Origin of the sequence: Streptosporangium sp. NPDC000509 (assembly GCF_042898365.1) — a bacterium.
GTDB lineage: Bacteria > Actinomycetota > Actinomycetes > Streptosporangiales > Streptosporangiaceae > Streptosporangium.
The window spans coordinates 218,576-242,257 of record NZ_JBIAYX010000002.1 but is presented as its reverse complement, the minus strand read 5'-3'; the positions used below and the strand labels follow the sequence as shown (position 1 = coordinate 242,257).

At 69.6% G+C, this 23,682-nt stretch carries 24 protein-coding genes; 11 read left to right on the top strand and 13 right to left on the bottom strand.

Going from position 1 to position 23,682, the window contains the following annotated elements; all coding sequences use genetic code 11:
- Positions 1 to 140 precede the first annotated feature (140 nt).
- On the bottom strand, positions 141 to 611 hold the full coding sequence (locus tag ACFY3D_RS04580; RefSeq protein WP_350942675.1) for an SRPBCC domain-containing protein: 471 nt from the start codon (positions 609 to 611) through the stop codon (positions 141 to 143).
- Positions 608 to 943 carry an ArsR/SmtB family transcription factor gene (locus ACFY3D_RS04575; RefSeq protein ID WP_389974873.1) on the bottom strand — a complete coding sequence of 112 codons (336 nt, stop codon included), beginning with the start codon at positions 941 to 943 and terminating at the stop codon, positions 608 to 610. The genes ACFY3D_RS04580 and ACFY3D_RS04575 overlap by 4 nt, the downstream gene beginning before the upstream one ends.
- 226 nt (positions 944 to 1,169) lie before the next feature.
- Here ACFY3D_RS04575 and nhaA point away from each other — a divergent pair, with 226 nt between their 5' ends.
- The gene (nhaA, locus tag ACFY3D_RS04570) at positions 1,170 to 3,206 is read left to right on the top strand and encodes a Na+/H+ antiporter NhaA (RefSeq protein ID WP_389974871.1); all 2,037 of its coding nucleotides are present in this window, start codon (positions 1,170 to 1,172) and stop codon (positions 3,204 to 3,206) included.
- A gap of 192 nt (positions 3,207 to 3,398) precedes the next feature.
- A complete protein-coding gene (locus tag ACFY3D_RS04565; protein ID WP_389974868.1) occupies positions 3,399 to 3,974 on the top strand; it encodes an HD family hydrolase in 576 nt (191 codons plus the stop codon).
- Between the two features lie 12 nt (positions 3,975 to 3,986).
- Here ACFY3D_RS04565 and ACFY3D_RS04560 read toward each other — a convergent pair whose 3' ends face one another.
- Positions 3,987 to 5,132 (bottom strand): CU044_5270 family protein, encoded by a 1,146-nt coding sequence (locus ACFY3D_RS04560; protein ID WP_389975631.1) that lies wholly within the window; start codon positions 5,130 to 5,132, stop codon positions 3,987 to 3,989.
- A 5-nt stretch (positions 5,133 to 5,137) separates the two neighbouring features.
- Positions 5,138 to 5,665 carry an RNA polymerase sigma factor gene (locus ACFY3D_RS04555; RefSeq protein WP_389974865.1) on the bottom strand — a complete coding sequence of 176 codons (528 nt, stop codon included), beginning with the start codon at positions 5,663 to 5,665 and terminating at the stop codon, positions 5,138 to 5,140.
- 288 nt (positions 5,666 to 5,953) lie between these two features.
- Between ACFY3D_RS04555 and ACFY3D_RS04550 the strand changes: the two genes are divergently transcribed.
- Both ACFY3D_RS04550 and ACFY3D_RS04545 read left to right on the top strand, forming a co-directional pair.
- The gene (locus ACFY3D_RS04550; RefSeq protein WP_389974862.1) at positions 5,954 to 6,535 is read left to right on the top strand and encodes a TetR/AcrR family transcriptional regulator; all 582 of its coding nucleotides are present in this window, start codon (positions 5,954 to 5,956) and stop codon (positions 6,533 to 6,535) included.
- A gap of 317 nt (positions 6,536 to 6,852) precedes the next feature.
- Entirely contained in the window at positions 6,853 to 7,746 is an 894-nt protein-coding gene (locus tag ACFY3D_RS04545; protein WP_389974859.1) for an SDR family NAD(P)-dependent oxidoreductase, read from the top strand.
- Between the two features lie 164 nt (positions 7,747 to 7,910).
- On the opposite strand, the gene ACFY3D_RS04540 is transcribed toward ACFY3D_RS04545, so the two are convergent.
- From ACFY3D_RS04540 to ACFY3D_RS04525, 4 genes are all read right to left on the bottom strand, one after another.
- A complete protein-coding gene (locus ACFY3D_RS04540; RefSeq protein ID WP_389974855.1) occupies positions 7,911 to 8,900 on the bottom strand; it encodes an NAD(P)-dependent alcohol dehydrogenase in 990 nt (329 codons plus the stop codon).
- 260 nt (positions 8,901 to 9,160) lie between these two features.
- Positions 9,161 to 9,817: a response regulator gene (locus ACFY3D_RS04535; protein ID WP_389974852.1), complete on the bottom strand. Its 657-nt coding sequence runs from the start codon at positions 9,815 to 9,817 to the stop codon at positions 9,161 to 9,163.
- Positions 9,814 to 10,953, bottom strand: coding sequence for a sensor histidine kinase (locus tag ACFY3D_RS04530; protein ID WP_389974849.1), 1,140 nt, complete (start codon positions 10,951 to 10,953; stop codon positions 9,814 to 9,816). The genes ACFY3D_RS04535 and ACFY3D_RS04530 overlap by 4 nt, the downstream gene beginning before the upstream one ends.
- A 271-nt stretch (positions 10,954 to 11,224) precedes the next feature.
- The gene (locus ACFY3D_RS04525) at positions 11,225 to 12,619 is read right to left on the bottom strand and encodes an MFS transporter (RefSeq protein ID WP_389974846.1); all 1,395 of its coding nucleotides are present in this window, start codon (positions 12,617 to 12,619) and stop codon (positions 11,225 to 11,227) included.
- A gap of 768 nt (positions 12,620 to 13,387) precedes the next feature.
- Here ACFY3D_RS04525 and ACFY3D_RS04520 point away from each other — a divergent pair.
- Positions 13,388 to 14,317 (top strand): hypothetical protein, encoded by a 930-nt coding sequence (locus ACFY3D_RS04520; RefSeq protein WP_389974843.1) that lies wholly within the window; start codon positions 13,388 to 13,390, stop codon positions 14,315 to 14,317.
- A 137-nt stretch (positions 14,318 to 14,454) separates the two neighbouring features.
- On the opposite strand, the gene ACFY3D_RS04515 is transcribed toward ACFY3D_RS04520, so the two are convergent.
- Positions 14,455 to 15,855 (bottom strand): FAD-binding oxidoreductase, encoded by a 1,401-nt coding sequence (locus ACFY3D_RS04515; protein WP_389974840.1) that lies wholly within the window; start codon positions 15,853 to 15,855, stop codon positions 14,455 to 14,457.
- A gap of 406 nt (positions 15,856 to 16,261) precedes the next feature.
- Complete coding sequence (locus ACFY3D_RS04510; protein WP_389974837.1) at positions 16,262 to 16,579, bottom strand: hypothetical protein; 318 nt, start codon at positions 16,577 to 16,579, stop codon at positions 16,262 to 16,264.
- A 212-nt stretch (positions 16,580 to 16,791) separates the two neighbouring features.
- On the opposite strand from ACFY3D_RS04510, the gene ACFY3D_RS04505 reads away from it, so the two are divergent.
- Together ACFY3D_RS04505 and ACFY3D_RS04500 are read left to right on the top strand one after the other, a co-directional pair.
- A complete protein-coding gene (locus ACFY3D_RS04505) occupies positions 16,792 to 17,208 on the top strand; it encodes an STAS domain-containing protein (RefSeq protein ID WP_389974834.1) in 417 nt (138 codons plus the stop codon).
- Positions 17,205 to 17,696 (top strand): GNAT family N-acetyltransferase, encoded by a 492-nt coding sequence (locus ACFY3D_RS04500; RefSeq protein WP_389974831.1) that lies wholly within the window; start codon positions 17,205 to 17,207, stop codon positions 17,694 to 17,696. Before ACFY3D_RS04505 ends, ACFY3D_RS04500 begins: the two co-directional genes overlap by 4 nt.
- A 59-nt stretch (positions 17,697 to 17,755) precedes the next feature.
- Here the strand turns inward: ACFY3D_RS04500 and ACFY3D_RS04495 are convergent, their stop codons facing one another.
- Together ACFY3D_RS04495 and ACFY3D_RS04490 are read right to left on the bottom strand one after the other, a co-directional pair.
- A complete protein-coding gene (locus ACFY3D_RS04495) occupies positions 17,756 to 18,181 on the bottom strand; it encodes a DUF742 domain-containing protein (RefSeq protein ID WP_389974828.1) in 426 nt (141 codons plus the stop codon).
- Positions 18,178 to 20,193, bottom strand: a complete 2,016-nt coding sequence (locus tag ACFY3D_RS04490) for a nitrate- and nitrite sensing domain-containing protein (protein WP_389974825.1) — start codon at positions 20,191 to 20,193, stop codon at positions 18,178 to 18,180. The genes ACFY3D_RS04495 and ACFY3D_RS04490 overlap by 4 nt, the downstream gene beginning before the upstream one ends.
- 276 nt (positions 20,194 to 20,469) lie before the next feature.
- Between ACFY3D_RS04490 and ACFY3D_RS04485 the strand changes: the two genes are divergently transcribed.
- Entirely contained in the window at positions 20,470 to 20,811 is a 342-nt protein-coding gene (locus ACFY3D_RS04485) for a hypothetical protein (protein ID WP_350942706.1), read from the top strand.
- Here the strand turns inward: ACFY3D_RS04485 and ACFY3D_RS04480 are convergent.
- A complete protein-coding gene (locus tag ACFY3D_RS04480) occupies positions 20,721 to 21,089 on the bottom strand; it encodes a barstar family protein (RefSeq protein ID WP_362896784.1) in 369 nt (122 codons plus the stop codon). The genes ACFY3D_RS04485 and ACFY3D_RS04480 overlap by 91 nt on opposite strands.
- A gap of 292 nt (positions 21,090 to 21,381) precedes the next feature.
- Between ACFY3D_RS04480 and ACFY3D_RS04475 the strand changes: the two genes are divergently transcribed.
- Genes ACFY3D_RS04475 through ACFY3D_RS04465 form a run of 3 tightly spaced genes read left to right on the top strand, consistent with a single transcriptional unit; the run spans position 21,382 to position 23,471 of the window.
- A complete protein-coding gene (locus tag ACFY3D_RS04475) occupies positions 21,382 to 22,371 on the top strand; it encodes a DMT family transporter (protein WP_389974822.1) in 990 nt (329 codons plus the stop codon).
- A gap of 49 nt (positions 22,372 to 22,420) precedes the next feature.
- On the top strand, positions 22,421 to 23,044 hold the full coding sequence (locus ACFY3D_RS04470) for a GntR family transcriptional regulator (RefSeq protein WP_350942711.1): 624 nt from the start codon (positions 22,421 to 22,423) through the stop codon (positions 23,042 to 23,044).
- 58 nt (positions 23,045 to 23,102) lie between these two features.
- Positions 23,103 to 23,471 (top strand): hypothetical protein, encoded by a 369-nt coding sequence (locus ACFY3D_RS04465; RefSeq protein ID WP_389974818.1) that lies wholly within the window; start codon positions 23,103 to 23,105, stop codon positions 23,469 to 23,471.
- The last annotated feature ends 211 nt before the right edge of the window (positions 23,472 to 23,682 follow it).

Here is a 23,682-nt window from a genome sequence, read left to right as displayed (position 1 = left end):
GGTCGTCGTCAGCGCGATGACACCGATCGAGGATCGGGCCGACCGGACATCGAGGTCTCCGGTCGGCCCGGCCTACGGTGAGGCGTGGACCCGCGGGTCGAGCCGGATCGCGGCTCTTCGCGCTCTCCTTCAGTGCCGCTTCAGGGCCGCGTCCGTACGCCGCGCAGGTACGTCTCGATCCGGTCGAGTGCTCCCGGCAGGACCTCTCCCACGAAGAAGTCGCGCATCTCGGGCGTCGGGAATCCGGTCTGCGTCACGGTGAAGAGCGTTCCGTCCTCGTGCTCCTCGAACGTGATCTCGATCGTGGTGGTCATGGTCATGCCGTCCGGGCTGGAGCCGACGGACTCGGTGACCAGGCGATGCGGGCGGTCGACGACCAGGAAGGTCTGCGTCTCTCGGAACAGGGTTTCGCGGTCAGGCCCCCACACCGCGGTCTGCCGGCCTCCGACGCGCAGGTCGACGTCGATCTCGACGATGCCGGGTTCCTCGTTGAGGATGTTGAACCAGATCTTCTGCTTCTCGGCGTCGGTGTAGGCGTCGAAGACCTCCTCCGGTTTCGCGGGCAGGACACGGCTCAGGTGAAGCCGATCGGTCTCGATGTTCTGGGTCATTGGTCGTCTTCCTTCGTGAGGGTGAAGTAGGCGTCGAGGCCGTCGAGCCGACGTTCCCAGAGCCGCTGGTAGAACCTGATCCAGGACATGGCGTCCTCCAGTCGTTCGGTGCCGAGGCGACACTGCCGTGATCGCCCGACCTTCTCCGTGGTGACCAGTCCGGCGCTCTCCAGGACGTGCACGTGCTTCTTCATGCCGGTGAGCGACATGTCGAACGGTGCGGCCAGCTCGCCGATCGTGGCGGGCCCCTCGCCGAGCCGGATGAGGATCTGTCGTCGCGTGGCATCTGCGAGGGCCGCGAACGTGCGGTCAAGGACCTCTTGCTGAACCATACGGTTCACTATAGAACATTGAACCATATGGTTCAATGATTGGCCCGGAGTGCCCCCCGGTCGGTTACCGCGTCGCCACGTGGTCGCGGGCCGTCGTCACGTGCTGACGGTTTTCAGGGGACATCGCGTCCCTCTACGGGGTTGCGGACCTTCGCCATATACTGACGGTTTTTCAGCGGATGTTGTGCTCCTGCTGTTTCCCCACGAGGTTCCGAGGACCTGACGTATGGCGAACTCGACGACCACTCGGCAATCACCGAATCCTGAGCAGGTCGACGCGCACTCGGTCGCCTCGCGTTCGATCGCCGAGCGCGTTCGTGCGCTGGGCCAGAACCGGATCGGGGCGCTGCTCCTGCTGCTCGCGACCTTCGCCGCGATCATCTGGGCGAACGCCTCTCCCGGCTCACACGACGCCTTCTGGGACACGCACCTCACCATCGGTGTCGGCGATCTTCATCTCGACTTCACCCTGCACGCGCTCGTGAACGACGCGTTCATGGCGATCTTCTTCTTCACCGTCGGGCTCGAAGTGCGCCGCGAGTTCGCGATCGGTGAGCTCACCAGCTGGTCCCGGGCGGTCGTGCCGGTGGCCGCGGCCGTCGCGGGGCTCGCGATTCCCGCGCTGTTGTTCGTGCTGATCGCCGCGGGGTCGGGACACGAGTACGCGTGGGGCGTCGTGATCTCGACCGACACCGCGTTCCTGGTGGGCGCCCTCGCTCTGATCGGCCCGCGGATACCGGGCAGACTGAGGGTCTTCCTCCTCGCCCTCGCGGTGGTCGACGACATCGGCGCGCTCAGCATCATCGCGATCATGTACACCGAGAACCTCGACCCCCTCCCGCTGATCGTCGCGGCGGCCGGGCTCGCGGGCGTCTACTTCACGCGGTACCTGCGCGGCGGGCGCGGTCCGGTGTACGGCACGCTGGCGATCATCGTCTGGCTGGCGTTCCTCGCCTCGGGCGTGCACCCCACCCTGGCAGGCGTCGCCATCGCCCTTCTCGTACCGGTCTACCGGCCCGATCGACGGGACGTCGAGCACGCTCTCGACCTCGCGCGGGTGTTCCGTCAGTCACCGAACACCGCGTACGCCCGCGCGGCGGCGAACAGCCTGCGGGAGTCGATCTCGATCAACGAACGGCTCCAGTCGGCGTATGCCCCGTACGTCGCCTACGTCATCCTGCCCCTGTTCGCGTTGGCGAACGTCGGCGTCGAGATCAGTCGGGAAAACCTCGCCGCCGCGCTTGGATCGCCCCTGACCTGGGGAATCGTGGCCGGCCTCGTGGCGGGCAAGTTCGTCGGCGTCTTCGGCTCCACCGCGATCCTTCGCGTCCTGCGACTCGGAGAGCTCGGACCCGGGCTGACGCTCGACCGCGTCGCGGGCGGGGCCGCGCTGTGCGGCATCGGCTTCACGATCTCGCTGTTCATCGTCGACCTCGCGATCGACGACCCGGCGGCACAGAACGAGGCGCGCGTCGGGGTGCTCGCGGCATCCGTCATCGCCCTCCTCATCGCGACGGTGATCTTCCGTATCTCCGACGCCCTGCGCCCGGGACCCGACTCCGAGGCGGCGCTCGCCCGCCCGGTCGATCCGAGGCGGGACCACGTCTTCGGACCGGTGGACGCGCCCTACACCATCGTCGAGTACGGCGACTTCCAGTGCGGCTTCTGCCTCAAGGCATCCGGTTCCATCCTGGAGGTGCACGAGGTCCTCGGCGACGAACTCCGATACGTCTGGCGCCACGCGCCACTCACGCAGTATCACCCGAACGCCCTCGCGGGCGCCGAGGCGGCCGAGGCCGCGGCGCTTCAGGGCAAGTTCTTCGAGTTCGAGCGCGGCCTGTTCGCGGACCAGGAGAACCAGCGGCCGTCCGACATCATCCGTCTCGCGCGCGACCTCGGACTCGACATGGAGAGGTTCGAGCGGGACCTCACGGCACCGGAGGTCACCGGCAGGGTCCGCGACGACATGCTGGACGCCGAGGCGATGGGCATCACGGCGGTGCCGACGCTCTTCGTCAACGGCCGTCGGCACGTCGGCCCCTACGACGCGCAGTCCCTCATCCGCGCGCTGGAGAAGTCGCGCGGGGACGCCGCGCCCGCCCTGCCGGAGGTGGTCGACGCTCTCGCGCCCGCCGCCCCGGGCTCGGCCGGTACGGTCCCCGCGGCGGGGGCGGCCGAGCCGGGTGCGGAGGCCGTGTCGGACTCGACCGACGCCCCCGCGCGGGAGGCGGACCGGTCTCCTGATCGCCCGGAGACGACCTGACGGCACGAGAGGGGGACCTCTCATGTGAGCGTCGCCCGTGGTCCGCGTGCCCGACGCCGGACACGCGGACCACGGGCGACGCTCAGGGAAGCGGCCATCCGTACGCTGGAGGAGGCGACCGCGGTCCACGCCGGAAACGGGATGGTCGGCTACGCGCCGCGCATGATCCACCGAGGGGGAGAAGGGATTTCCATGGCGGAGGAACTGTCGAATCTGACGGGCCTGCTGTACGAGATCGGGCTGCTCAAGCGTTACCGGCGCACGGGCTGGCTGGTCGCGGGGGTACGGGACCCCGAGAGCATCGCCGACCACTCCTTCAGGACGGCGATCATCGCGAGTGTGATCACGGCGTTGGAGGGCGGGAACCCCGAGCGTGCGGCGTTCATGAGCCTCTTCCACGACACGCAGGAGACCCGCATCACCGACATCCCCTATCTCGGCAAGCTGTACCTGAAGGCGACGCCGAACGAGGAGGTCACCGCCGACCAGGTACGCGGGGTTCCCGGGCCGGTGGCGGAGATGGTGAGCGGCGCGGTCGGCGAGTACGAGGAGAAGGCCAGTCTCGAAGCGGTCTGCGCCCGGGACGCCGACAAGCTCGAATGCCTGATCCAGGCGATCGAGTACCGCGAGCAGGGCCACCAGAACGTCCAGCCGTGGATCGACAGCTCACTCGCCGCCCTGAAGACGGCGTCGGCGAAGCGCCTCGCGGACGAGGCGCTTCGCACGGGGTCGCTGGAATGGGTGAAACGCGTCCTGAACGGAGGCTGAGACACCTCGCGGTTACGGCTTGACCGGCTCCCGGTCGGTCCACTCGGCCTTGACGATCGCGTTCCAGTGGACGGCGGTGCCCGGCTTCGCCCAGCCGTAGGTTCCGGTCGGGGCGACGGCGACGAACCGGTCCGTGAGCAGGATGCCGGTCCGCGGGTCGACGACGAGCTGGCGCTCGAACTCGCCGGTGGGCCACTTCTCGGTACGGGCGATGCCCTCGCCCCTGCGGTCCAGCGCGTCGGTCACCTCACCCAGCGACCGCACGCCGTCCAGCCCGGCGAGCACCTGATAGGCCGCGGCCCGGACGGCGGGCTTGACGGGCATGTCGCTCAACAGGCCCGCGGTCACCTGGAAGAGCCAGGAGTCGGCGTCCTGCGGGTCGCCCGTGGATTCGGTGCCGTGCCCCCGGTACCCCTTGAGCAGGTACGCCTTCAGCTCGGCCGCGGTCGTGGGCAGATCTTGGAGCTCGGCCATCGAGACGTTCTCGCCGGCCAGGTCGGCGACCTTGTCGCCGTCGTTGATCGCGTTGCCGAAGGGCTTGCCGCCCTTGGCCTCGATGATCAACTGTTCCTTGGTGTCGGCGTTCTTGTTCACGCTCACCGTCCACGTGGACGGCGAGCCGTCCCGCTTCCAGGCCTCCTCCGAGCCGGACGCGGGCTTGGTGCCGAGGTTCTGGGACACCCACCAGCTTTCCCGCTCGGGCGAGCGGGCGATCCACGTCCGGCTGCGGCCCAGGCTGTCCACCGTGTACCGCGTCCTGGTGCCCACCTGCTGGGCGTCGCCGCTCACTTTCTCGACGTACCAGTAGGCCCCGCTGCCCTGGGGGGCCTTGAGCGACGACTCGGCCGCGACGAGGAGGAGCTGCCTGGCCGACAGCCGCGCCACCGGCTCCGACGAGTGCGTCGTCGGCTGCCGGTCCGTGGCGATCGGGGAGCCCGGAGGCGGTGTGGTGCCGCCGGTCGTGGCGATCGTCACGGCCGCGGCGGTGGCGGCGGCCACGCCCGCCAGGCCGAGCGCCCACCCCGGCCTGGGGATACCGGCCTTGCGGGTGCGCCCCGTCCTGGGCTGTGACATGGCGTAGGAGAGCTCGGCGGCACGGGTGTGCTCGTCGGCCGGGGTGTCGAGATGTGCCGGGCGGGCCGCCCGCAGCTGGTCCATCGGGTTCAAGACCACTCCTCACTGAGATTGCGCACCCGGGGCCGGGGGCGGATCGCCGATGCCGACTTCATCGCGTGGACCAGCCGCTTGCGGGCCCGATGGAGCCGTACGCGGAAGGTCGCGGCGGAACAGCCGATGACGCGTGCCGCGTCGCGCGGCGTGAGTCCCTGCCAGGCCACCAGGATCAGCAGTTCGCGTTCGTCCTGGTTCAACGAGGCGAGCGCGGTCATGACGGCGAGGCGTTCTGCGACCTGGTCGGCGTGATCCTCTTCGGTCCACGCGCGCAGCTCGCGGGCGAGCGACTCGCGCCGGATCTCGGCGCGGACGTTGTCGCGAAGCACGTTGCGTGCCACGCCCAGCAGCCATGGCAGGGCGGGCTCGGGCATGTCGTCGAACCGCCGCCAGGCGATCGCGAACGTCTCGCTCACCACTTCGTCGGCGATCTGCCTGCCCGCCTGGCTGACCACGTAGGCCCAGACCCGTTGTCGGCATTCGTCATACATCGTGGTGAACCGCTGTGACTCGTCCGTCACCGCCTGGCCCCCCTTCGTCCCGGATGATTGCTTCGACACCGGGAAGTGGGCCGGGATCCTCAGATGTTACAAACGACTCAAAATCCCCTTTCAGCTGGAAGTCGCGGGGACCCTTCGGCGCCGTGTGCGGCGGCACCTACGTCCAGGCGGGTGCCTCCGGGGCGGCAGAGGGTTCGGCAGGGTCCGGTGTGCGTCGGAAACGCGGTGACCATGTCACCATTCGTCACCATCCACCGCTGTTCGTCGGCGCCGCGCGGTGCCTGACCGGTGAACCGTTAGGCTGAGGTCGTGACACCCGGTGCTGAGCGGGAGACGACGTTGCGCGCGGACGCCGCGCGCAACCGCGCACGGGTGTTGCAGGTCGCGAGGGAGCAGCTGGCCGCAGGCGACGACTCGCTCATGCTGAACACCATCGCCCGGCTCGCGGGGGTGGGCGTCGGGACCGTGTACCGGCATTTCCCCAACCGGCACGCGCTGCTGGAAGCACTGCTCGCCGAGCGCTTTCAGCAGTTCGTCGACGAGGCGCAGGTCGCGGCGGCCGACGAGGACGCGCGTGCCGGTCTGCACCGTCTCCTGCGTTTCGCTCTCGAACACGCGTTGAACGACGCCGGGTTCGCGGCGGTGCTCGGATCCGCCAGCGACGCCGACGCGCGGACCTCGGCGATGAAGGCCGAGCTCGACCGGGCCGTCGCGGAACTGCTCGACCGTGCCCGCGACGCGGGGGTCGTCCGGCATGATGTCGAGGCGGACGACATCCGCCGCCTGCTCTGCGGGGTCGAGCACGCGATCCGCTCCGGTGACGATGACGCCAGGCACGCGCGGCTCTATCTCGACGTTCTCCTTGAGGGGCTGCGTCCCCCGCCGCGTTGAAGGCTGCCCTTCGTGTTGAGGGGCCGAAAGGTCGCCTCCCGTGTTGAGGGACCGAATGGCCGCCTACCGCGCCGATTTCGAGGACCGGCCCGGCTTGCCGACGGTGTCCGGGACATCTGAGGGGCCGATCCCCGCGCCGGCGGCGGTCCGGAGCCGTTGAAAGCTCGCCTCCGGTGGCGGCGGTCGGGAAATCCAGGTACGGAGACACGCCGCCGCATGCCCGTTCCCTCTAATCGGATAGCCATCCGTTTGTGCTACGGTACGAACCAGGAAACGGATGACTATCCGGTAAGGATCGGCGAGTGGAGGGCGGAGCCATGGAGAAACGGGCTGTGGTGACGGCGGGGACCGGGGGGATCGGCCTGGAGACCGCGATGGGGCTCGCGGCGATCGGTTACGAGGTGACCGTGGTGGGGCGGAACGCCGAGCGGGGCGCCCGCGCGGTCGAGCGGATCGACGCGGTGGCGACCGGTCCGGCGGCGAGGTTCGTCGCCGCGGATCTCGCCTCGCTCGACGCCGTACGAGCGCTCGCGGCCGGCCTCGCCGAGGAAGGGCCGCTGAAGGTTCTGGTCAACAACGTCGGGGCGATGTTCGCCGACCGGCGACAGACGGTGGACGGGATCGAGGCGTCGTTCGCCGTGAACCACCTCTCGCCGTACCTGCTGACCGAGCTGCTGCTGGAGCCGCTCCGTGCCGGCGGGCCGAGCCGGATCGTGAACATCACCTCGGGATCGATCCGGACGGCCAAGCGCTCCTTCGATGCCATCGAGCCCCCGGGCGGCTACTACGGCTTCCACTGGTACGGCCGGGCGAAGCTCGCCAACCTCGCCTACACCCTGGATCTGGCGGAACGGCTGCGCGGCACCGGCATCTCGGTCTTCGCGGCCGATCCGGGTGGCGCGGCCACCGACATGACCGACGGCACCATGCGGTCGCCCAAAATCGTCTCGCCGGGGCTGCGGCTGCTCTGGCCGCTGGTCCGGCGAGTCTTCGAACGCGCCACGTCCGGTCCCGCGTCGGTGGCGGCACGGCCGTCGATCCTCGCCGCGGCCGACGCCTCGCTCGACGGGCGGACCGGCCTCGTCATCGGGCCGAAGGCCCGGCCCGTCACCCCCTTCGCCCCCGCCGCCGACCCGCGAACGGCGAAGGCCGTCCTCAGGCTCAGCCGGCAGGCGGCCCCGCTCGCTCCACCCGCCGACGTGATCGCATGAGATGAACCACCGACGGCGGTACGCGAACCGGAACCCGGGCGGTTCCGGCCGGCGGCCGGCCTCCCGCGTCGCTCGGGAACAGGAGGATCTCGAATGTTCCGGTCGCTCGCGGGAGGTGGTCGTCGTGCGCGTGGCGGGTCGGGCGTCTCGGGAGGGCGGGGGTCTCAGAGCGTGATGATGACCTTTCCCGGGGCGTGCCCCTCCTCCTGGTATCGGACGGCCGTCTGGGTGTCCTTGAACGGGTAGCCCCGATCGATGACCGGGGTGACCTTCCCTGCCTCGATGAGCTCGGTCAGCGTGATCAGGTTCTGCCTGTTCCCCACGCCCCGGGTCGCGTCCACGATGGCCGCCCTCTGGGACACGAACGGCGAGACCGCGAGTGCGGTGAACATGTGACTCATGGGCCGCAGCCACCGGCCGGACCGCCCGCCGATGAGGACGTAGGCCCCCTTGGGAGTCAGCGCCCGCCGGCACGCCGAGACCGAGTGGCCCCCCGCGATGTCCAGCAGGAGGTCGTAGCGCTTTCCACTCCGGGTGAAGTCCTCCTTGGAGTAGTCGATGACCTCGTCCGCGCCGAGCGACCGGACCAGGTCCATCTTCCTGGTGCTGCAGACGCCGGTGACCTCCGCGCCGAGCGCCCGGGCGATCTGCACGGCGAACGTCCCCACGCCTCCCGAGGCCCCGTTGATGAGGACCTTCTGTCCCGGCTGCAGCCGTCCCTCGTCGCGCAGGCCCAGCAGCGCGCTGATGCCCGCCATCGGTACCGCCGCCGCCTGCTCGTACGACAGGTTCTGAGGTTTCGGCGCGAGCGCGTCCTGTCCGACGCACACGTACTCGGCGAGGCCACCCTGCTTGAGCAGTGCGAACACCTCGTCGCCGGGGCGGAAGCCCGTCACGTTCCTGCCGACGGCCTCGACCTGCCCGGACATGTCGGCGCCCAGAATGTCGATCTTCGGCTTGCGCAGCCCGAGGAGGCCGCCGCCCATCAGGCGCGCGGCATACGGCTCGCCTCTCATGATGTGCCAGTCGTAGGGCTGGACGGAGGTGGCACGCACCCGGACGAGCACCTCGTCGTCGCCGGGAACGGGCATGTCGACGTCCGTCAGGTCGAGGACATCGGGTGAGCCGTACGAGCGCAGAACAAAAGCCTTCAACGCATTCTCCTCATCCATCGCGGGTGGGTGCGGATCCGCCGGGGAGCGCCGTACTCGTGGACCGATGTCGTGTCCGGCATCGGGTGAGGCGGAGGCGCCTGCCGGGTGGCATCGAGCGTGTCCCGTGCCACGAAAATCAATGTAGGAGGGCTCCGCGAGGAGCTCATCGGGCGAAAGTACGCCCGATCGATGGATGATCGGCCAGGTGTCTCCGGCCCTTCCCGCGCCGCCGTGCCGAGGGACCCGTCACCGCGGCGAGATCAGCTCTTGACGCGCCTGGTCTCGTAGGCCCACATCGCGATCTCGACGCGGTTGCGGGCGCCGAGCTTGGCCATCAGGCTGGCGATGTGCGTCTTGACGGTGCTGAGCGAGATGTGGAACTCGTCGGCGATCTCGTTGTTGGTCCGTCCCCGCGCCACGGCGACGAGGATCTGCTCCTCCCGGTCCGTGAGCGCCTCGACGGGTTGCGACACCGCTGAGGTGGGTCCGGTCTCGGCGAAGGCGCCGAGCAACCGAGCGGTGATGCTCGGGGCGATGAGCGCGTCGCCGTTCGCGGCGGCGTGGATGGCCTGGGTGAGCAGGACGGTGCCCGCGTCCTTGAGCAGGAAACCCCGCGCGCCGGCCCTCAGCGCGGCGTAGACGTATTCGTCGAGGTCGAACGTGGTGATGACGACGACGGCGAGCGGGTCCTCGACGGTCGGCCCCGCGAGAAGGCGAGTGGCCTGGATGCCGTCGAGACCGGGCATGCGAATGTCGAACAGGCACACGTCGGGGCGCAGGCGCCGCGCGAGTTCGACGGCTCGCCGCCCGTCGGCGGCCTCGCCGACGACGTCGATGTCCGGCTGGGCGTCGAGAATCATCGAGAGTCCGGTACGGACGATCTCCTGGTCGTCGGCGACGAGCACCCGGATGCTCATGTGGCCGACCCGGTGCGAGGCAGCACGGCGGTGACGGTCCAGCCCCGGTTGGAGTTCGGGCCCGCCTCACAGGTACCGCCGAGCAGGTCGGCGCGTTCGATCATGCCGATGAGCCCGTACCCCGGCGGTCCGGGCGGGCGGATGGAACCGGTCTCGCCGTCGTCGCTCACCCGCAGGTGCACCGACGTGTCGTCGGTGGTGACGCGGACCGCGACGTAGGTGGCGTGCCGGGCGTGCCGCCGGGCGTTGGTCACCGCCTCCTGGGCGAGGCGGTAGATCGCGGCCTCGACCGACGGGGGGAGGTCACCGAGGTCGTCCGGGATCTCCACCTCGACGGACAGGTCGGACGAGTCCTCGCTCGCGAGGTGCCGGAGATCGGTGATGCGCCGACCGGGTGCCAGGTCGGCGGGTTCGTCCCTGCGCAGGACACGGACCATCGCGCGCATCTCGGCGAGGGCGCGCGACGCCTCGGCCTCGATCAGTTGCAGCGCCTCGGTCGCGGCGTTCGGCCGCGCCGCCGAGGTGGCGATGCCCGCCTGGGCGCGGATCGCCATCGCCGAGACGTGATGGGCGACGGTGTCGTGCAGGTCGCGGGCGAGTTGCTCGCGTTCGAGCAGCTTGACCTGGTCGAGCTCGCGCGCCCGCGCTCGCGACCGATAGCGGAGCGTCCCGCCCAGCGCGACGGCGGAGAACACGACGGCGAACCCGGCGATCGCGTCGGCGGGGGCGAGGCGGCCGAAGACGATCGAGAGCCCGACCGCGACGAGGACGATCGCCAACCCGATCGCGACCTCGCGTCCGGACCCCCAGCGGACCAGCGCGTACACCACGATCAGGAGGTACGCCATCGTGTTCGTCTCCGCGGAGACGCCGCCGGTCAGCAGGGGGGCCAGGCTCGTGGTGCCGAAGACGATCGCGACCACCAGCAGCGGTCTGGTCCGGCGCCACAACAGCGTCGGGACCAGCCCGATGGTGACCGCCACCGAGAGGACCCGCGACGGAAGATCCGGTCGCAACGCTCCTTCGAGCAGTGCGATCGGCACGAGCAGTCCCACCAGCGCCCAGTCCCGCCACACCCGCGCCGGCGGGTCGGGGGGACGGGGCTCATCCCACACGGATCGCACAAGGGGGAGCACCCCATCATGGTACGAGAGGTCGTACCGATCTGAATCGGCCCAAAGTACGAGAGGCGCGTTCACCGAAAGTTCGGTGTTCCGGCGGTCTGGTGGTCCGACGCTTCCGTGGTCCGACGCTTTCGTGTTTCGAAGATTCGAAGGTTCGGCGTTTCAGAGGTCAGCGGTTCGGAGGGATGGCGGTTCGGTTCTCCGAGGGGGCAGCGGTTCGGAGGGGTGGCGGTCCGGCCGCCACCCCTCCGAAGGTGTTTTCCCGACTCCCTCGACGGGTTCGTCACCGCATGACCTCGTGGGAGGTCTGCGCCCGCCTCTGGGACGGGATGGTGCCGAGCGCACCGCTTTCCACGGGGAGCGTCTCGACCGCCGACGCCCGCCGGCGGCGGCCGGCACGCGGGATCGCGGCGATGAACAGCGCGCCCAGCAGGGCGGGCAGGACGAACCCGTAGAAGTTCCACTCGAATCCGAGCCCGGAACCCAGCAGCCAGCCGCCCAGGAGCGGTCCGGCGATCGCACCGGCCCTGCCCACCCCGAGCGTCCAGCCGAGGGCCGAGCCCCTGCCCGCAGCCGGGTAGAAGATCGCGACGTAGCCGTTGACCAGGATCTGGGTCCCCACGCTGCCGAGTCCCGCGACGGCGACGCAGAGCATCAGCAGGCCGGTGCCGAGGTCGAAGCTCATCAGGTAGATGGACACGGTGGCGGCGAGGAAGGCGCAGACCGTGATGGCTTTGGCCCCGATCCTGTCGGCGAGGACGGACATCACGATGGTGCCGACGATCGCTCCGATGTTCAGGACGAGCAGGAATCGCAGTGAGGGGCCGAGGGGATAACCGGCCTGGCGCATGATCTGCGGCAACCAGGTGTTGAGACCGTAGACCAGCAGCAGGCCGCAGAAGCTGGCCGCACCGAAGAGCAGGGTGGCGGCGAGGTAGCCCCGCCGGAACGGCAGTGTGAAGCCCTTCCTGTCGCGCGGCTCGCCGGGCTCACCGGGCTCACTGTGACCGTTGCCGAGGTCGAGCCCGTAGCGGGCGGCCACCGCCTCGGCCTCCGCCCGGCGTCCCCGCGCGAGCAGGTAGCTCGCCGACTCGGGAAGCAGCCAGATCGCGAGCGGCAGGATCAGCACGATGGGCGCGGCCCCGACCAGGAACATCACCCGCCAGCCGTGTTCGGCGAGAAGCGCCATCGCCACCAGCGCGGTCAGGCAGCCGCCCACCGGATAACCACAGAACATGAGCGCGTTGTAGAGATTGCGCCGGTTTCTCGGGGCGTATTCGACGGTCAGGGCGATCGTCGTCGGTACGACGCCGCCGAGACCGAGACCCGCGACGAAGCGGAAAAGGCCGAGAAGTTCGGGGGACGACGCCGTGGAGCAGAGTGCCATCGCGACGGAGAACCACGCGATGCTGACGAGGATTATCTTGCGCCGTCCGACCACGTCGGTGATCATTCCTGCGACGACCGCGCCGATCAGCATTCCGATCAGCGCGTAACTGCCGATCGCCCCGGCCTGCGCCGGAGTGAGTGCCCATTCCTGGTTGCCGAGCAGGCTGGGAACGACCGACCCGTAGACGATCAGGTCGTAGCCGTCGAAGACGATGGTGAAGAAGCAGATGGCGACGACGGCGAGCCCGCTCCTGGGGCGCGCGGGCGACGAACGCTCGGTCGTGTGCATTGTTCACTCCGGGACGTGAGGCTCGGATATGGGCGTTGTGGCGAAATTACAACGCGTGCACGACGACGGTCCAATAAAAATTGACGTCGAAAACGATAAGGGTGTTTTAATTTCCGGCCTTCGCCGTCTTTCTGCGTGCGAAAGGCGTGGTGGGATGTAATTAATATATCGATACCGGGTCGATCATGATTTCAGGGGCTTTTGAGAGGGTCGGAAGGCGAGTCGTCCCTGCCGGAGCGGCGGGCGGCCCGGCAGGGATCTCCGGAAAATCTCACCACTTGTGATCGCCTTGGTGTGTCGGAGCCGGTCGAACGCGGCCTGTCCGCCCGATGGCGGCCGGTCGGCGTCCGTGTCCCCGTCCGGCGGCGCCCGCTCGCCCTCCGCGTCCCCCGGCGAGGCCCGCTCCGGTGCGGGAGAGGGGGACGCTGCCCGGCCGAGCCGTCAGTCCTCGTCGGCGGGTACGGCGAGAAGTCGGACGTGCAGGGGAGGCGCGCCGAAGGCCTCGGGGTGGAGGCTGTCGTGGCGCGGCCATGCCTGCCGTGCCGTCCGCGCCCGCCGTACCCGGCCGCACCTGTGGAGACGGCTGTACGCCGCTCCACGGTGACCCGGTTCCTGTCTGCGGCGAAAAGAAATGAGTCGTGTGCCGTGGAAGGTTCCAATCGGCGGAAACCGGCCGAGGTAAGTGGTATAAGTATTAATAAATCACTTATCAATAGCGATTCTGGTATACGGGATACTTGTGGTGGTATGAGAGCTTTCGTATTGTCCGTGGCGGCCATTGGCGCCCTGATCGCCGTCGTCGGCTGGATGGGTGCCATCGACATCCGAGACACCTTCTCCGCCTCGGCCGTGAGCCCCGCCGCGAGTGACAAGCAGGAGATCAGGAGCTTCACGGAGGCGGGCGGGGGCGTGAGCGGCGCCTCCACGCCGGTGGACAGCGGGCTGAGCACCGCTGTCACGGCGGCGGACAAGCGGGTGGTCAAGACCTCCGTGACGAAGGTCGGCGGCAAGTCCTACCTCAGGGTGCAGGCGACGAACGGGTACGGCGCCGAGAGGCGGTTCTCCGTGAAACAACGGGTCTGCCTGAAGAAGAAGTGCCGGACGGTGACGACCGCCCTGTCGGTGAACGCCGGGCGGACGGCCTGGCAGGAGACGTATCTCGGTGTCGGCACCTACAAGAAAAGCGGCACCTTCTCCGTCTCCGCGACGAAGCCGAAGCCGACGAAGTCCACCCCCGCGCCCCGGGTGACCGTCACCGTGGGACCCACGCCCCCCGCCGTGACCACCACGATCACGGTGACCGAGACCGTGACCACCACGGTGACCGCGACCGTCACCGCCACCGCCACCGCCACCGCCACCGCCACAGTGACGGCCACCGCCACGGTGACCGCCACACCGACGCCCCCTCCCTGGCCGACACCCACCCCCACGGTGCCGCCCACCGTGGGGCCGACCGGCCCGCTCTGCGACGCGCCCCCCAACACCTACGGGTTCACGTTCTGCCCGACGGGAAACCGGGTGTATCCGCCGGCGGACGGCGCCTGCGAGGTTTTCCGGTGCATCGAGAACTTTCCCAACGGGACGGGCTATCTGGTCATGTGCAAGGACGGCATGGTGAGCATGTCGGGCGGGCTCAACGGAGTCTGCTCCTATCACGACGGGTGGCAGCGGGACATCTACCGCACCACCGCCTGACACACTTCGCGATCTTCGGCAGGCAAATTCGCACGAAGACGGCCACCACGCGATCGTTCAGAGTTCGTGACGACACTCGAATATCGCGTGATGGCCGTGAACGAACAGCACGGGCCTGACGGCTGGATGGTCGCTGTTCAGACGCGGGGCACGACGTGCCCGAAACGGAACATCCGGGTCGGGTCGTAGCGGTCCTTGAGGGCGGCGAGCCTGCGCAGCGTCGGCTCCGGCCACGCGCGGGACAGATCGGCGGGTGCGAGCGCCGAGCCGTGGAAGTTGAGCTGCGTCCCGCCGGTCTGCCAGGGGGCGAGGGCGTCGAGCACGGCACCGCCCACGGCGGGGACGACGGTGTCCAGCAGTTCCGGCACGGGAGCGCCGATCACCAGCAGGGAGAAGGCCGCGTCCCGCCCGCCCACGGCGTTCGGGAGGTGCGGCTCGCGGCCCAGCGCCCCGCCGAGGTGGCGCAGTTCCACGACGGCGAGGGGCACGTCGGCCGCCGGGCCCGCCACCGCGAGGAGCGCCTCCAGGGTCTCCTCACCGAGCTCGCGCAGGAGGGCGCCGCGATCCCAGGTCGGCATCGGGTCGACCGGGTCCCGGTGGACGGAGTCGATCGCGCCGAACGGCATCTGCCCGATCTCGCCGAAGATCGGCTCGGCGACGGCCCGCATCGGGGCGAGAAGGGCCTCCGCCTCCTGGGCGTCGCCGAGGTGGACGAAGCGCAGGTGGGTCACGAAACGCCCGCGCAGCGGCGGCGGGAGCTGGGGCAGCGGAGGCAGGCGCAGCATCGCCACCGAGGTGGTCGTGGTCTCCGGCAGCGTGCCGGCCCAGGTCCGGTAGGCGTGCAGGACGGCCGGGGTGTCCTCGGCGCCGAAGTAGAGGCAGCCTCCGTACAGGGTCGACACGGGGAACAGATCGACGACCATGGAGGTGACCACGCCGAGGCTGCCCTTGCCGCCGCGCAGCCCCCAGAACAGATCGGGCTCGGTGTTCTGGTCCGTCACCCGGATCGTGCCGTCCGAGGTCACGACGGTGATCTCCCGTACGTGGTCGGCGGCGAAGCCGAAGGTCCGTGACATGGGGCCGATGCCGCCGCCCAACGTGTAGCCCACCGCTCCGACACCCGACGACGAGCCGCTCAGGGGTGCCAGGCCGTGCGGGGTCGCCTGCTCGATGACATCGGCCCAGCGGGAGCCGGCGCCGATCCGTGCGCTGCGGCCGGAAGGATCGACGGTGACCTCGCGCATCCTGGAGGTGTTGATCAACAGTGCCCCATCGGCCGCCTGGACCGCGCCGTGGCCGGTTGCCTGTACGGCGACGGGAAGGGAGTGAGCCGCCGCGAAGCGGATCGCCGCCGCGACGTCCTCCGCGCCGGTGGCGCCCACGACGAGGGCGGGCCGGTGCGGGACCGCGGTGTTGAATCCGGCGATCTCCTCGTCGTAGCCGTCCTGCCCGGGGGTCAGGACAGGGCCGGCGATCTGCTGGCGCAGGGTCTCCAGCCCTCCGCCGAGGTCTTCCGCCGGGGGAAAGACGGTGGTCATGAGCGTTCTCCAGTGCTTCGTGGTGCGGGTGGGGAGTGGGCGAGGTCGCCGGGTGCCGATCGGACGGCCCTTCATTTCTCGCATCCGGCACTTGGAGATGACTGTGTTGTCGCTGGTATCGCGACCGCTCGGGGAGTTCGGGGAGGACGAGACGGTCGTGTTCCTGCTTGGCGGCGGGCGCTCGTGGCGCTCGATCCGTGGGCGACGGAGGGCGGGGCAGACACTCGGCCGAGGCGTTCCTCGACGAGGCTCCGGAGCACGCCGAGCGGGTGAAGAAGATCCACCGGCGCACTGGGCCGTGGCGCCTGGAACGCCGCGGTGCCCTACCGGCCGAGAAGATCCGCGTGAGCCGATCTCCCGCCGGGTCCCCGCGCCGGTGGTCCCCCCTCGGTGTCGCCGGTCGTGTTCAGTGGTCCTTTTTCCGCTTGGCGGGAGTCTTCTGATCCGCCTCGTCAGCCAGCTGATCCTCCACGACGGCGCACCAGCGATGCCATCGCGCTAGATCGAGATGCTCCTCCACATCACCCACCCCCGCCTCGGCCATGAGCTGGTGGCTGCTCGCCGCCGCCTCGTGGGCGTTGACCAGCGCGTGGTGACCGTGATTGGCGAGTGATTCGCTAACAGCCAGATTCACGGCTATCTCTCCCATTGTCTTCGGTCGGTTGGAAAGTTCGTCGCCGAGCCCCTTCCCGGTGAAGTCGCGGCTCTCCGAATCGTCGCTCATAGCTGCTGAGTGCCCCACACGCCCTAGATCTATCTGCGACCTCCCATCCGATGTGGACGATTTCCGTACGCGGGGGAGCCGCGCGGCGGGTCCGGAGGGTCCCAAGCCCAGGACGCGATTCGCTTACGGGCGGGTTGCGGTTGGCCGGAGAGGGCCTTCTCACCAAGATCTTTAAAATAGCCTCGGCTCAACCGGCATAAGGATCGTGGGGGATGACGACGCGGCTTGATCTCTCGGTTCGCAGGCACGAGGGCGCCTCGGTGACCGTGCTCGCCGGTGAGCTGGACAAGCTGTCCAGTCCGCGGCTCCGCGATGTCCTGGTCACGCAACTGGACGAAGGGGTGGGGAACCTGATCCTCGATGTCACCGCTCTGAGGTTCTGCGACTCCACCGGGCTGTGGACCATGTTGGAGGTCCAGCGGCGCGCGAGTGCGGCGGGGGGCTGCCTACGGCTGGCCGGTGTTCACGGGATTCTGGAACGGATCCTGACGGTCACCGGCCTCGCGAGCGCGTTCTCCCTCGACCCCGACGTCCCCGCGTCACTGCGGGCCGTCACCCCGGAGGCCCCGGAGGCTCCACCATCCGCGCACTTCACGGGCGGGTCAACGGGTACTAACCTGCACGGATGACGGAAGTGGAGTTGCGCGGATGGCGGCCCGACGACATGCAGGTCGTGCTCGACGCGTTCGGCTCTCCGGACATGGCGGATCAGGCGGCCCGGCCCATCGACACCGCGCAGGCGGCGCTGGAGTGGATGGGGCTGTGGGGGTTTCGTGATGACGCGCGGGCGTTCGCCGTGGTCTCCAACGGCGAGGTCGTGGGAAACGTCGCGGTGAGCAACATCGACGCGCACGGCACCGGCTGGGTCTCCTACTGGACGCTTCCGCGCGCCAGGGGACGGGGGGTCGCCGTGGCCGCCACCAGGAAGATGACCGAGTGGGCGTTCGGGGAGCGTGGCCTGTTCCGCCTGGAGCTGGCACACCGGGTCGGTAACACCGCCTCCTGCGCGGTGGCGACCAGGGCCGGATTCCTGTCCGAGGGCGTCGAGCGGGCCAAGATCAGCTACGAGGGTGTCCGCTACGACGTGGAGCGGCACGCCCGCCTGGCCACCGACTGACCGATCGAGCGGCGGCACTCGGGTCGCCGACGCCCCTCGATCGGTGACGAGACGGTGGTTCAGAGGCTTCTGAGACCGGCGAGGAGGTCGCGAAGCAGGTTCTCGCGGGGGATCGCGGACGGGGGTGCCGGGGGCCGTACGGCGATCAGGCCGTTCTCGCGCAGGTCGCCGAGGAGCACCCGGAGCACCCCGACGGCGAGGGCGGTCCGCGCGGCCAGCTCGACGACGGGGGTCGGCGCGCGGCAGGCGTCCAGGATCGCCAGATGCTCGGGCTGCAGCCCTTGACGGGGGTCGCCGACCGCCATCACGCCGTTCGCCAGGTCACCGCGTCCGGCCGGGGGCCGCGGTCCCCGGTGGGGGTCGACCGCCACCACCACGGACATGAGGTCGAAATGGGCTCCCGCGACCCTGGTCCGGCCGCGGGTCATCGTGTAGGGGCGGATGATCGGGCCGTGCTCCCGGTCGTCCGGGCGCTCCTGTGTCACGGTCCATCCTCCTGCCCGGACTTCCCGCCGTGCGGCCATCCGTCGGGGAGCGCTCCGGACACGCCGCTCGGGACGGCACCCCCGTCGGCCTCCCGGGTTCCCGCGATGGAGTTCCCCTGGGAGGGGCGTTCCGCGGGTACGGTCTGGCGCACCCGTCTGGGCAGTTCGTCGCCCGGGGGTAACGGTAACCGTTCGACCTCGACCGAGTGGATGAACCGGGGATCGGCCGGCTCGACCACCAGCTCTCCGGGGAGCAGCACGATCGCCGTGGTGCCGCCGAAGGGGGAGGGCCGCAGGAAGACGCGGATGTCGTGCCGGACGGCGAGTTGCGCGACGACGAACAGGCCGAGCCGGTCGCTGTCCGCCAGGTCGAACTCGGGCGGGTCGGCCAGTAGCGTGTTGAGCCGGGCGGTCTCCTCGGGGGAGATGCCGAGCCCTCTGTCCTCGACCTCGATGGCGTAGCCCTTCGCGACCGTGTCGCCGTGGACGCGTACGGAGGTGTTCGGGGGAGAGAACATCGCGGCGTTCTCGACCAGTTCGGCGAGGAGGTGGATCACGTCGGTGGCGACCGCGCCGACCACGGAAGGGCCGTGCGGGACGCCGATCGTCACGCGCGGGTAGTCCTCGACCTCCTCGACCGCGGCGCGGACCACGTCGTAGATCGTGACCGGGTCCCGCCATCCCCGTCCCGGGGCGGCACCGGACAGGATGAGCAGGCCCTCGGAGTGGCGGCGCATGCGGGTGGTGAGGTGATCCAGGCGGAAAAGGTCCTCAAGGGCCGCCGGGTCGTCGGTCCGCCGCTGCATGCCCTCCAGCATGGTCAACTGCCGGTACAGCAGGGACTGGCTGCGCCTGGCGAGGTTCACGAAGACCTTGTTGACGCCCTTGCGCATCCGGGCCTGACCGACGGCGGCCTCGACCGCGGTCCGCTGTACGGAGGAGAACGCCCTGGCGACCTCGGCGACCTCGGCGGTGCCGTCCGTCTTGATCTCGGGAGTCTCCGAGGAGACCTCCTCGCCCCGCCGGAGCCGCTGGACCACGTCCGGCAGCCGCTTGCCCGCGAGGTCGAGCGCCGCCTGCTGGAGGCCGACGAGCTCACCGGCGAGCCTCCGGCCGAACCGTACCGAGACGAAGACGGACAGCCCGACCGCGACCAGGCCGAGCCCTGCGGCGAGGCCGATCCGGACCATGATGTCCCTGGCGAGGGGCGCCGTCCGCTCGCTGATGCGCGTGCCGACGTCCCCGGCGCGCCTGTCGAAGTCGTCGGAGAGCCGTCCGGCGATCCCGGCCCAGGCGGGTTCGGGCACGGCCGACGCGACGACGGCGTCCTCGATCCTCTCGAACGAGGAGTGGTCGGAGGGGTCGCGCAGCCGGGTGTAGAGCGACTGGAACTCCGGGTCGAGCTGGTCGAAGCCCATGGAGTAGAGGAGCCTGCGGCCGGTGACCAGCTGACCGAACCTCGCGCGTTCCCCGGGGCTCATGGTCCCCTCGACGGCGGCCCCCGATATCAGCGCGGCCTGCTGGCTGAGCATCTCCCGGCTCCGCCCGACCATGACGAGGGCCCGCGTCTGGTCGGTCAGTTCCATGTCAGCGGATATCCGGATCTTCTCGTAGGTGTCGAAGGCGGCCTCGATGATCCCGCTGTAGGCGTCGAGGACCCGCAACCGGGGCTCGGTGCGGGCGTCGACCCCTCTGCGGATCTCGGGGAGCCGGTTCAGCGCGGCCAGAAGCCGGCTCAGGCGGTCCCAGGTGGCGGGGGTGAGGTCGGGACGGACTTCGGCGGTGAGTCGTTCCAGCTCGGCTCGGGCGCCGTTCGTCCGCAGGCGCTGGGCGTCCAGGTGCGAGCGCGGGACGCCGACGTCTCCCAGGACGGAGAGCGAGAGCATCCGCTCGTGCTGGAGCGCGGTGGTCACCTTCCTGGTGGGTACGACCACGTGCTCGTAACCACTACGGATCTTGAGTAGCTCCTGCCCGTCCTGCACCGTGAGGTTGGCCGCAAATACCCAAATCACTACAAGGGATATAATAGGTACCAAGAGTAAGGCGAAAATCTTTACCCTGATTGAGTATTTTCGGCTGGCCATAATACCTCGCACACCTTGAGATGCGTGGTTAACAATGGCCAAACATAGCAATGTGGGTCACTTGGGACCAGGCGTGCACGCGAGTCACGTTGAGATGATTTATCACGTTACTTTGCCCCAGAACCACGAGCACCTCATGGGCGGTCCGGAATCACGAGTCCCTCATGAGTGCCTCCGAGATGATCGAACAGGAGGGGGTCGACGATGCGGAAGATCGCGGACCTGATCGAAACCGAGGCCGAGCGCGCCGACCTGGCGGCGCTGGCCCGTGGCGGCGAGCTGGCGAGGGCGGGAGCGGTGCAACTGGTCAGGTTCGGACCGCCGCGGGTGACCGCCGAGGTGGACGACGGCGCCGCGTGCGTCGACTTCCGGCTCGTCGACGAGGCCCTCCGCTGGCACTGCAGCTGTCCCGAGGGCAGGCAGGGCGCCTTCTGCGCCCACTGCGTGGCGACGGCTCAGTCGGTCAGGATCAGGACGGACAAGAAGGACTCTCCCGTCGTGCCGTCGGCGACGGCCTCGGAGAGAACGGTGAGAATCGCGTCGTAGGCCGGGCGGTCCTCCGCCCGGAGCGTCGACGGCTCCGACCAGATCAGCGCGTGCTCGCCCGGCGGCAGCCACGACAGGTCGGTCAGCACGTCGTAGAGCGCGTCGAGGTTGTGCCCGAAGGTGCCCGGCAGGTCGAGGGCCTCGGCGATCGCGTCCATCGCCTCGGCCGAAGTGGTGATCTTCACGCCGTCCAGCGGGTGCGGCGTGGCGCCGCCGAGCATGGACCGGACCTCCGTGGCCGGCCCGTGGCGGAACGTCCCCCTGGACACCGTGGTCATCGTCGCCCCCGGCGGGTGGCGGCGGGCACGCCCGTGCGGTCGCCCGTCTCGTGGGCGGCGCCTCTGGTCGTCATCGGCCCTGCCCCCTGAGCCGAGGGGTCGGCACTGTCTCTGGGAGATCTCACCCCGCCGAACTACCCGCGCGCGAACCCGTGAAAACAGGGTGACGGGCGTGTCTTCGCTGGTCATCGCCCGTCGGGCTCCTCACCCTCACCTTGTTGCGTTCCCGGACTCCCCGCCCAGGTCGAAATACTATTGTCTGGTTGTCAGACAATATGCCTACAATCACCCTATGAAAATCGCCGTGATCGGAGCCGCCGTACTCTGGGGGACGGCGGGAACCGCGGGCCTGCTCGTCGCCGGGGTCGATCCCGTTTCCCTCGCCGCCGCCCGCCTGGTGATCGGCGGCCTGGTCCTCGCGGCCGCCACCGCTCCCGCCGCGCGGCTCCTGCTCTCCCCCGGAGGCTTCTCCGGGGGCTTCTCCGCAGGTCCCTCCGGGGGCTCCTCAGCGGGTCCCTCCGGAGGGCGGGGGGACGACGGAGGTCCGGGGCGCGGCCCCACGGCACGCCCCGGCGCGCTCGTGGCGGCGGCGGTGGCCGTGGCGGCGTACCAGCTGTGTTACTTCGCCGCGGTCAGCAGGACCGGGGTGGCGGTGGGCACCGTGGTCGCCATCGGCAGCGGTCCCGTCTTCACCGGGCTGCTGTCCTGGCTGTTCGGCCGGGTGCGGCCCGGCCGCCGCTGGGCGGGGGCGACCGCGGTGGCGATCGCCGGTTGCGCCGTGCTCACCGGCGGGGGAGGCGAGGTGCGGGCCGACGGCGTCCTGCTCGCGCTGCTCGGCGGCCTGCTGTACGCCTTCTACGCGGTCACCGCGGCGCGGGCGATCGGAGCGGGCGCGCCCTCCGACGCGGTGATGGGGCTGATGTTCGGCGGGGCCGCCGTCGTCATGGTGCCCGTCCTGCTGTGGAGGGGCACCGGCTGGCTCGCCGAGCCGCACGGCCTGCTCGTCGCCCTCTACCTGGGCTGCGCCACCACCGCGCTGGCCTATTTCCTGTACGGGAGGGGGCTGCGCACGACCCCGGTCGCGACCGCCGCCACTCTCGCCCTGGCGGAGCCGGCGGTGGCGGCCCTGCTCGGGGTCGTCGTGCTCGGTGAGCGGCTCACGCCCACCTCGGTCGCCGGGCTCGTCCTGGTCGGCGCCAGCCTGGCCGCGGTCTCCCTGCCGGAGCGTGTCCGCCCCGGAAGCCGGGGGAACGCTCCGGCGCAAGCCGGAAGCCGCCTGTGAGTGCGCTTACCGAAGCACACTCACGGGTCACGGCAATAGGGTCGTCGGCGTGACTCTCCCGATCCATCCTGTCTCCGCCGTCGGCGCGCTCGCCGACGCTCTGCGCCGGCGGGTGCTGTCCGGCGAGATCGCCCCGGGTACCACGCTGCCGGAGCAGGAGCTCTCGGCCCTGTACGGGGTGGCCCGCCCGACCGTCCGCGAGGCACTCGCCGTGCTCGTGCACGAGGGGCTGCTCAGACGCGAACGGCACCGCAGTGCCCAGGTGGCCGAGGTGACCGTGGCGGACCTGGACGACCTGATGTTCGTCCGGCGCCCGCTGGAGGAGCTGACGGCCACCTCACTGGCGGGGCGGCGGGTCGGGGAGGCCGACGCCGCGCTGGCGCGGATGGCCGCGCTGCCCGCCGACGCTCCCTGGTCGGAGATGGTGGCCGAGCACATGGCCCTGCACCAGGCGCTGGTCGTCGCGGTGGGCAGCCCTCGGCTGGAGCGGCTCTACGGCATGCTGGCCGCCGAGACCAGGCTGGGCCTGGTCAGGCTGCGCGTCGTCTACTCCGACCGGCACGTGCTGGTCGCCGAGCACCGGAATCTGCTCGACGCGATCGGCGGGGGGTCTCGGGAGGCCGCCAGGGAGGCGGTCGCGGCGCATCTCGACCACGGCTGGGGCGATCATTAGGGACCGACTTGCATGGCTCTATTGCACGCGGAGCCCCGAAGTCGTCACAATCGCGCCCATGCACGGCAACTCAGTGCCGGACTCCTACGTGTATGTCACCGAAGAAGGCGTGGCCCGTCACTACGAGGACGGCAGCGTTGACGCCCTCGCGTGGGAGGACGTCGTCGAGGTGCGGATAGTGGGCGATACGGACCCGGACGGCTCAGAAGACTCGGACATCCTGTACATCCTTCTCGATCGACAAGGTCAGGGGTGTGTGGTGCCCCACTCGGCGACCGACGCGACCTTCCTCGCCCGTCTTCGATATCTCCCGGATTTCGACCTCGACCGGCTCGGCGCGGCGGTGGAGTCCGCGCCCGACGATTATGTCGTCGTATGGCGCAGTCCAGAACCACCTTCTGCTCTCCCGGATTTTGAATACGACTGATTCCCGCATTGCCACCAAATGCGGCGGCCAAACTTACACGTTTGGATCGTTCCGTCAAGATGCCATCTCTGTCGCATTTCGTCCAATAGTGGACAGTAGTCGGTATTCCCCTAATCAATGGTGATCACTAGGATTTCCTAGGGTATCCACGCTCCTGATGCATTAGGGGATGCTGTCAGCCATTGAATGAGATGTGCGGCGCCTTATTTGG

Excerpts from the sequence above, each read along its gene's own strand:
- ACFY3D_RS04580 (WP_350942675.1), bottom strand. The coding sequence starts at position 611 with ATGACCCAGAACATCGAGACCGATCGGCTTCACCTGAGCCGTGTCCTG.
- ACFY3D_RS04575 (WP_389974873.1), bottom strand. The coding sequence starts at position 943 with ATGGTTCAGCAAGAGGTCCTTGACCGCACGTTCGCGGCCCTCGCAGAT.
- nhaA (WP_389974871.1), top strand. The coding sequence starts at position 1,170 with ATGGCGAACTCGACGACCACTCGGCAATCACCGAATCCTGAGCAGGTC.
- ACFY3D_RS04565 (WP_389974868.1), top strand. The coding sequence starts at position 3,399 with ATGGCGGAGGAACTGTCGAATCTGACGGGCCTGCTGTACGAGATCGGG.
- ACFY3D_RS04560 (WP_389975631.1), bottom strand. The coding sequence starts at position 5,132 with ATGGACCAGCTGCGGGCGGCCCGCCCGGCACATCTCGACACCCCGGCC.
- ACFY3D_RS04545 (WP_389974859.1), top strand. The coding sequence starts at position 6,853 with ATGGAGAAACGGGCTGTGGTGACGGCGGGGACCGGGGGGATCGGCCTG.
- ACFY3D_RS04535 (WP_389974852.1), bottom strand. The coding sequence starts at position 9,817 with ATGAGCATCCGGGTGCTCGTCGCCGACGACCAGGAGATCGTCCGTACC.
- ACFY3D_RS04525 (WP_389974846.1), bottom strand. The coding sequence starts at position 12,619 with ATGCACACGACCGAGCGTTCGTCGCCCGCGCGCCCCAGGAGCGGGCTC.
- ACFY3D_RS04515 (WP_389974840.1), bottom strand. The coding sequence starts at position 15,855 with ATGACCACCGTCTTTCCCCCGGCGGAAGACCTCGGCGGAGGGCTGGAG.
- ACFY3D_RS04510 (WP_389974837.1), bottom strand. The coding sequence starts at position 16,579 with ATGAGCGACGATTCGGAGAGCCGCGACTTCACCGGGAAGGGGCTCGGC.
- ACFY3D_RS04505 (WP_389974834.1), top strand. The coding sequence starts at position 16,792 with ATGACGACGCGGCTTGATCTCTCGGTTCGCAGGCACGAGGGCGCCTCG.
- ACFY3D_RS04500 (WP_389974831.1), top strand. The coding sequence starts at position 17,205 with ATGACGGAAGTGGAGTTGCGCGGATGGCGGCCCGACGACATGCAGGTC.
- ACFY3D_RS04485 (WP_350942706.1), top strand. The coding sequence starts at position 20,470 with ATGCGGAAGATCGCGGACCTGATCGAAACCGAGGCCGAGCGCGCCGAC.
- ACFY3D_RS04480 (WP_362896784.1), bottom strand. The coding sequence starts at position 21,089 with ATGACCACGGTGTCCAGGGGGACGTTCCGCCACGGGCCGGCCACGGAG.
- ACFY3D_RS04475 (WP_389974822.1), top strand. The coding sequence starts at position 21,382 with ATGAAAATCGCCGTGATCGGAGCCGCCGTACTCTGGGGGACGGCGGGA.
- ACFY3D_RS04465 (WP_389974818.1), top strand. The coding sequence starts at position 23,103 with ATGCACGGCAACTCAGTGCCGGACTCCTACGTGTATGTCACCGAAGAA.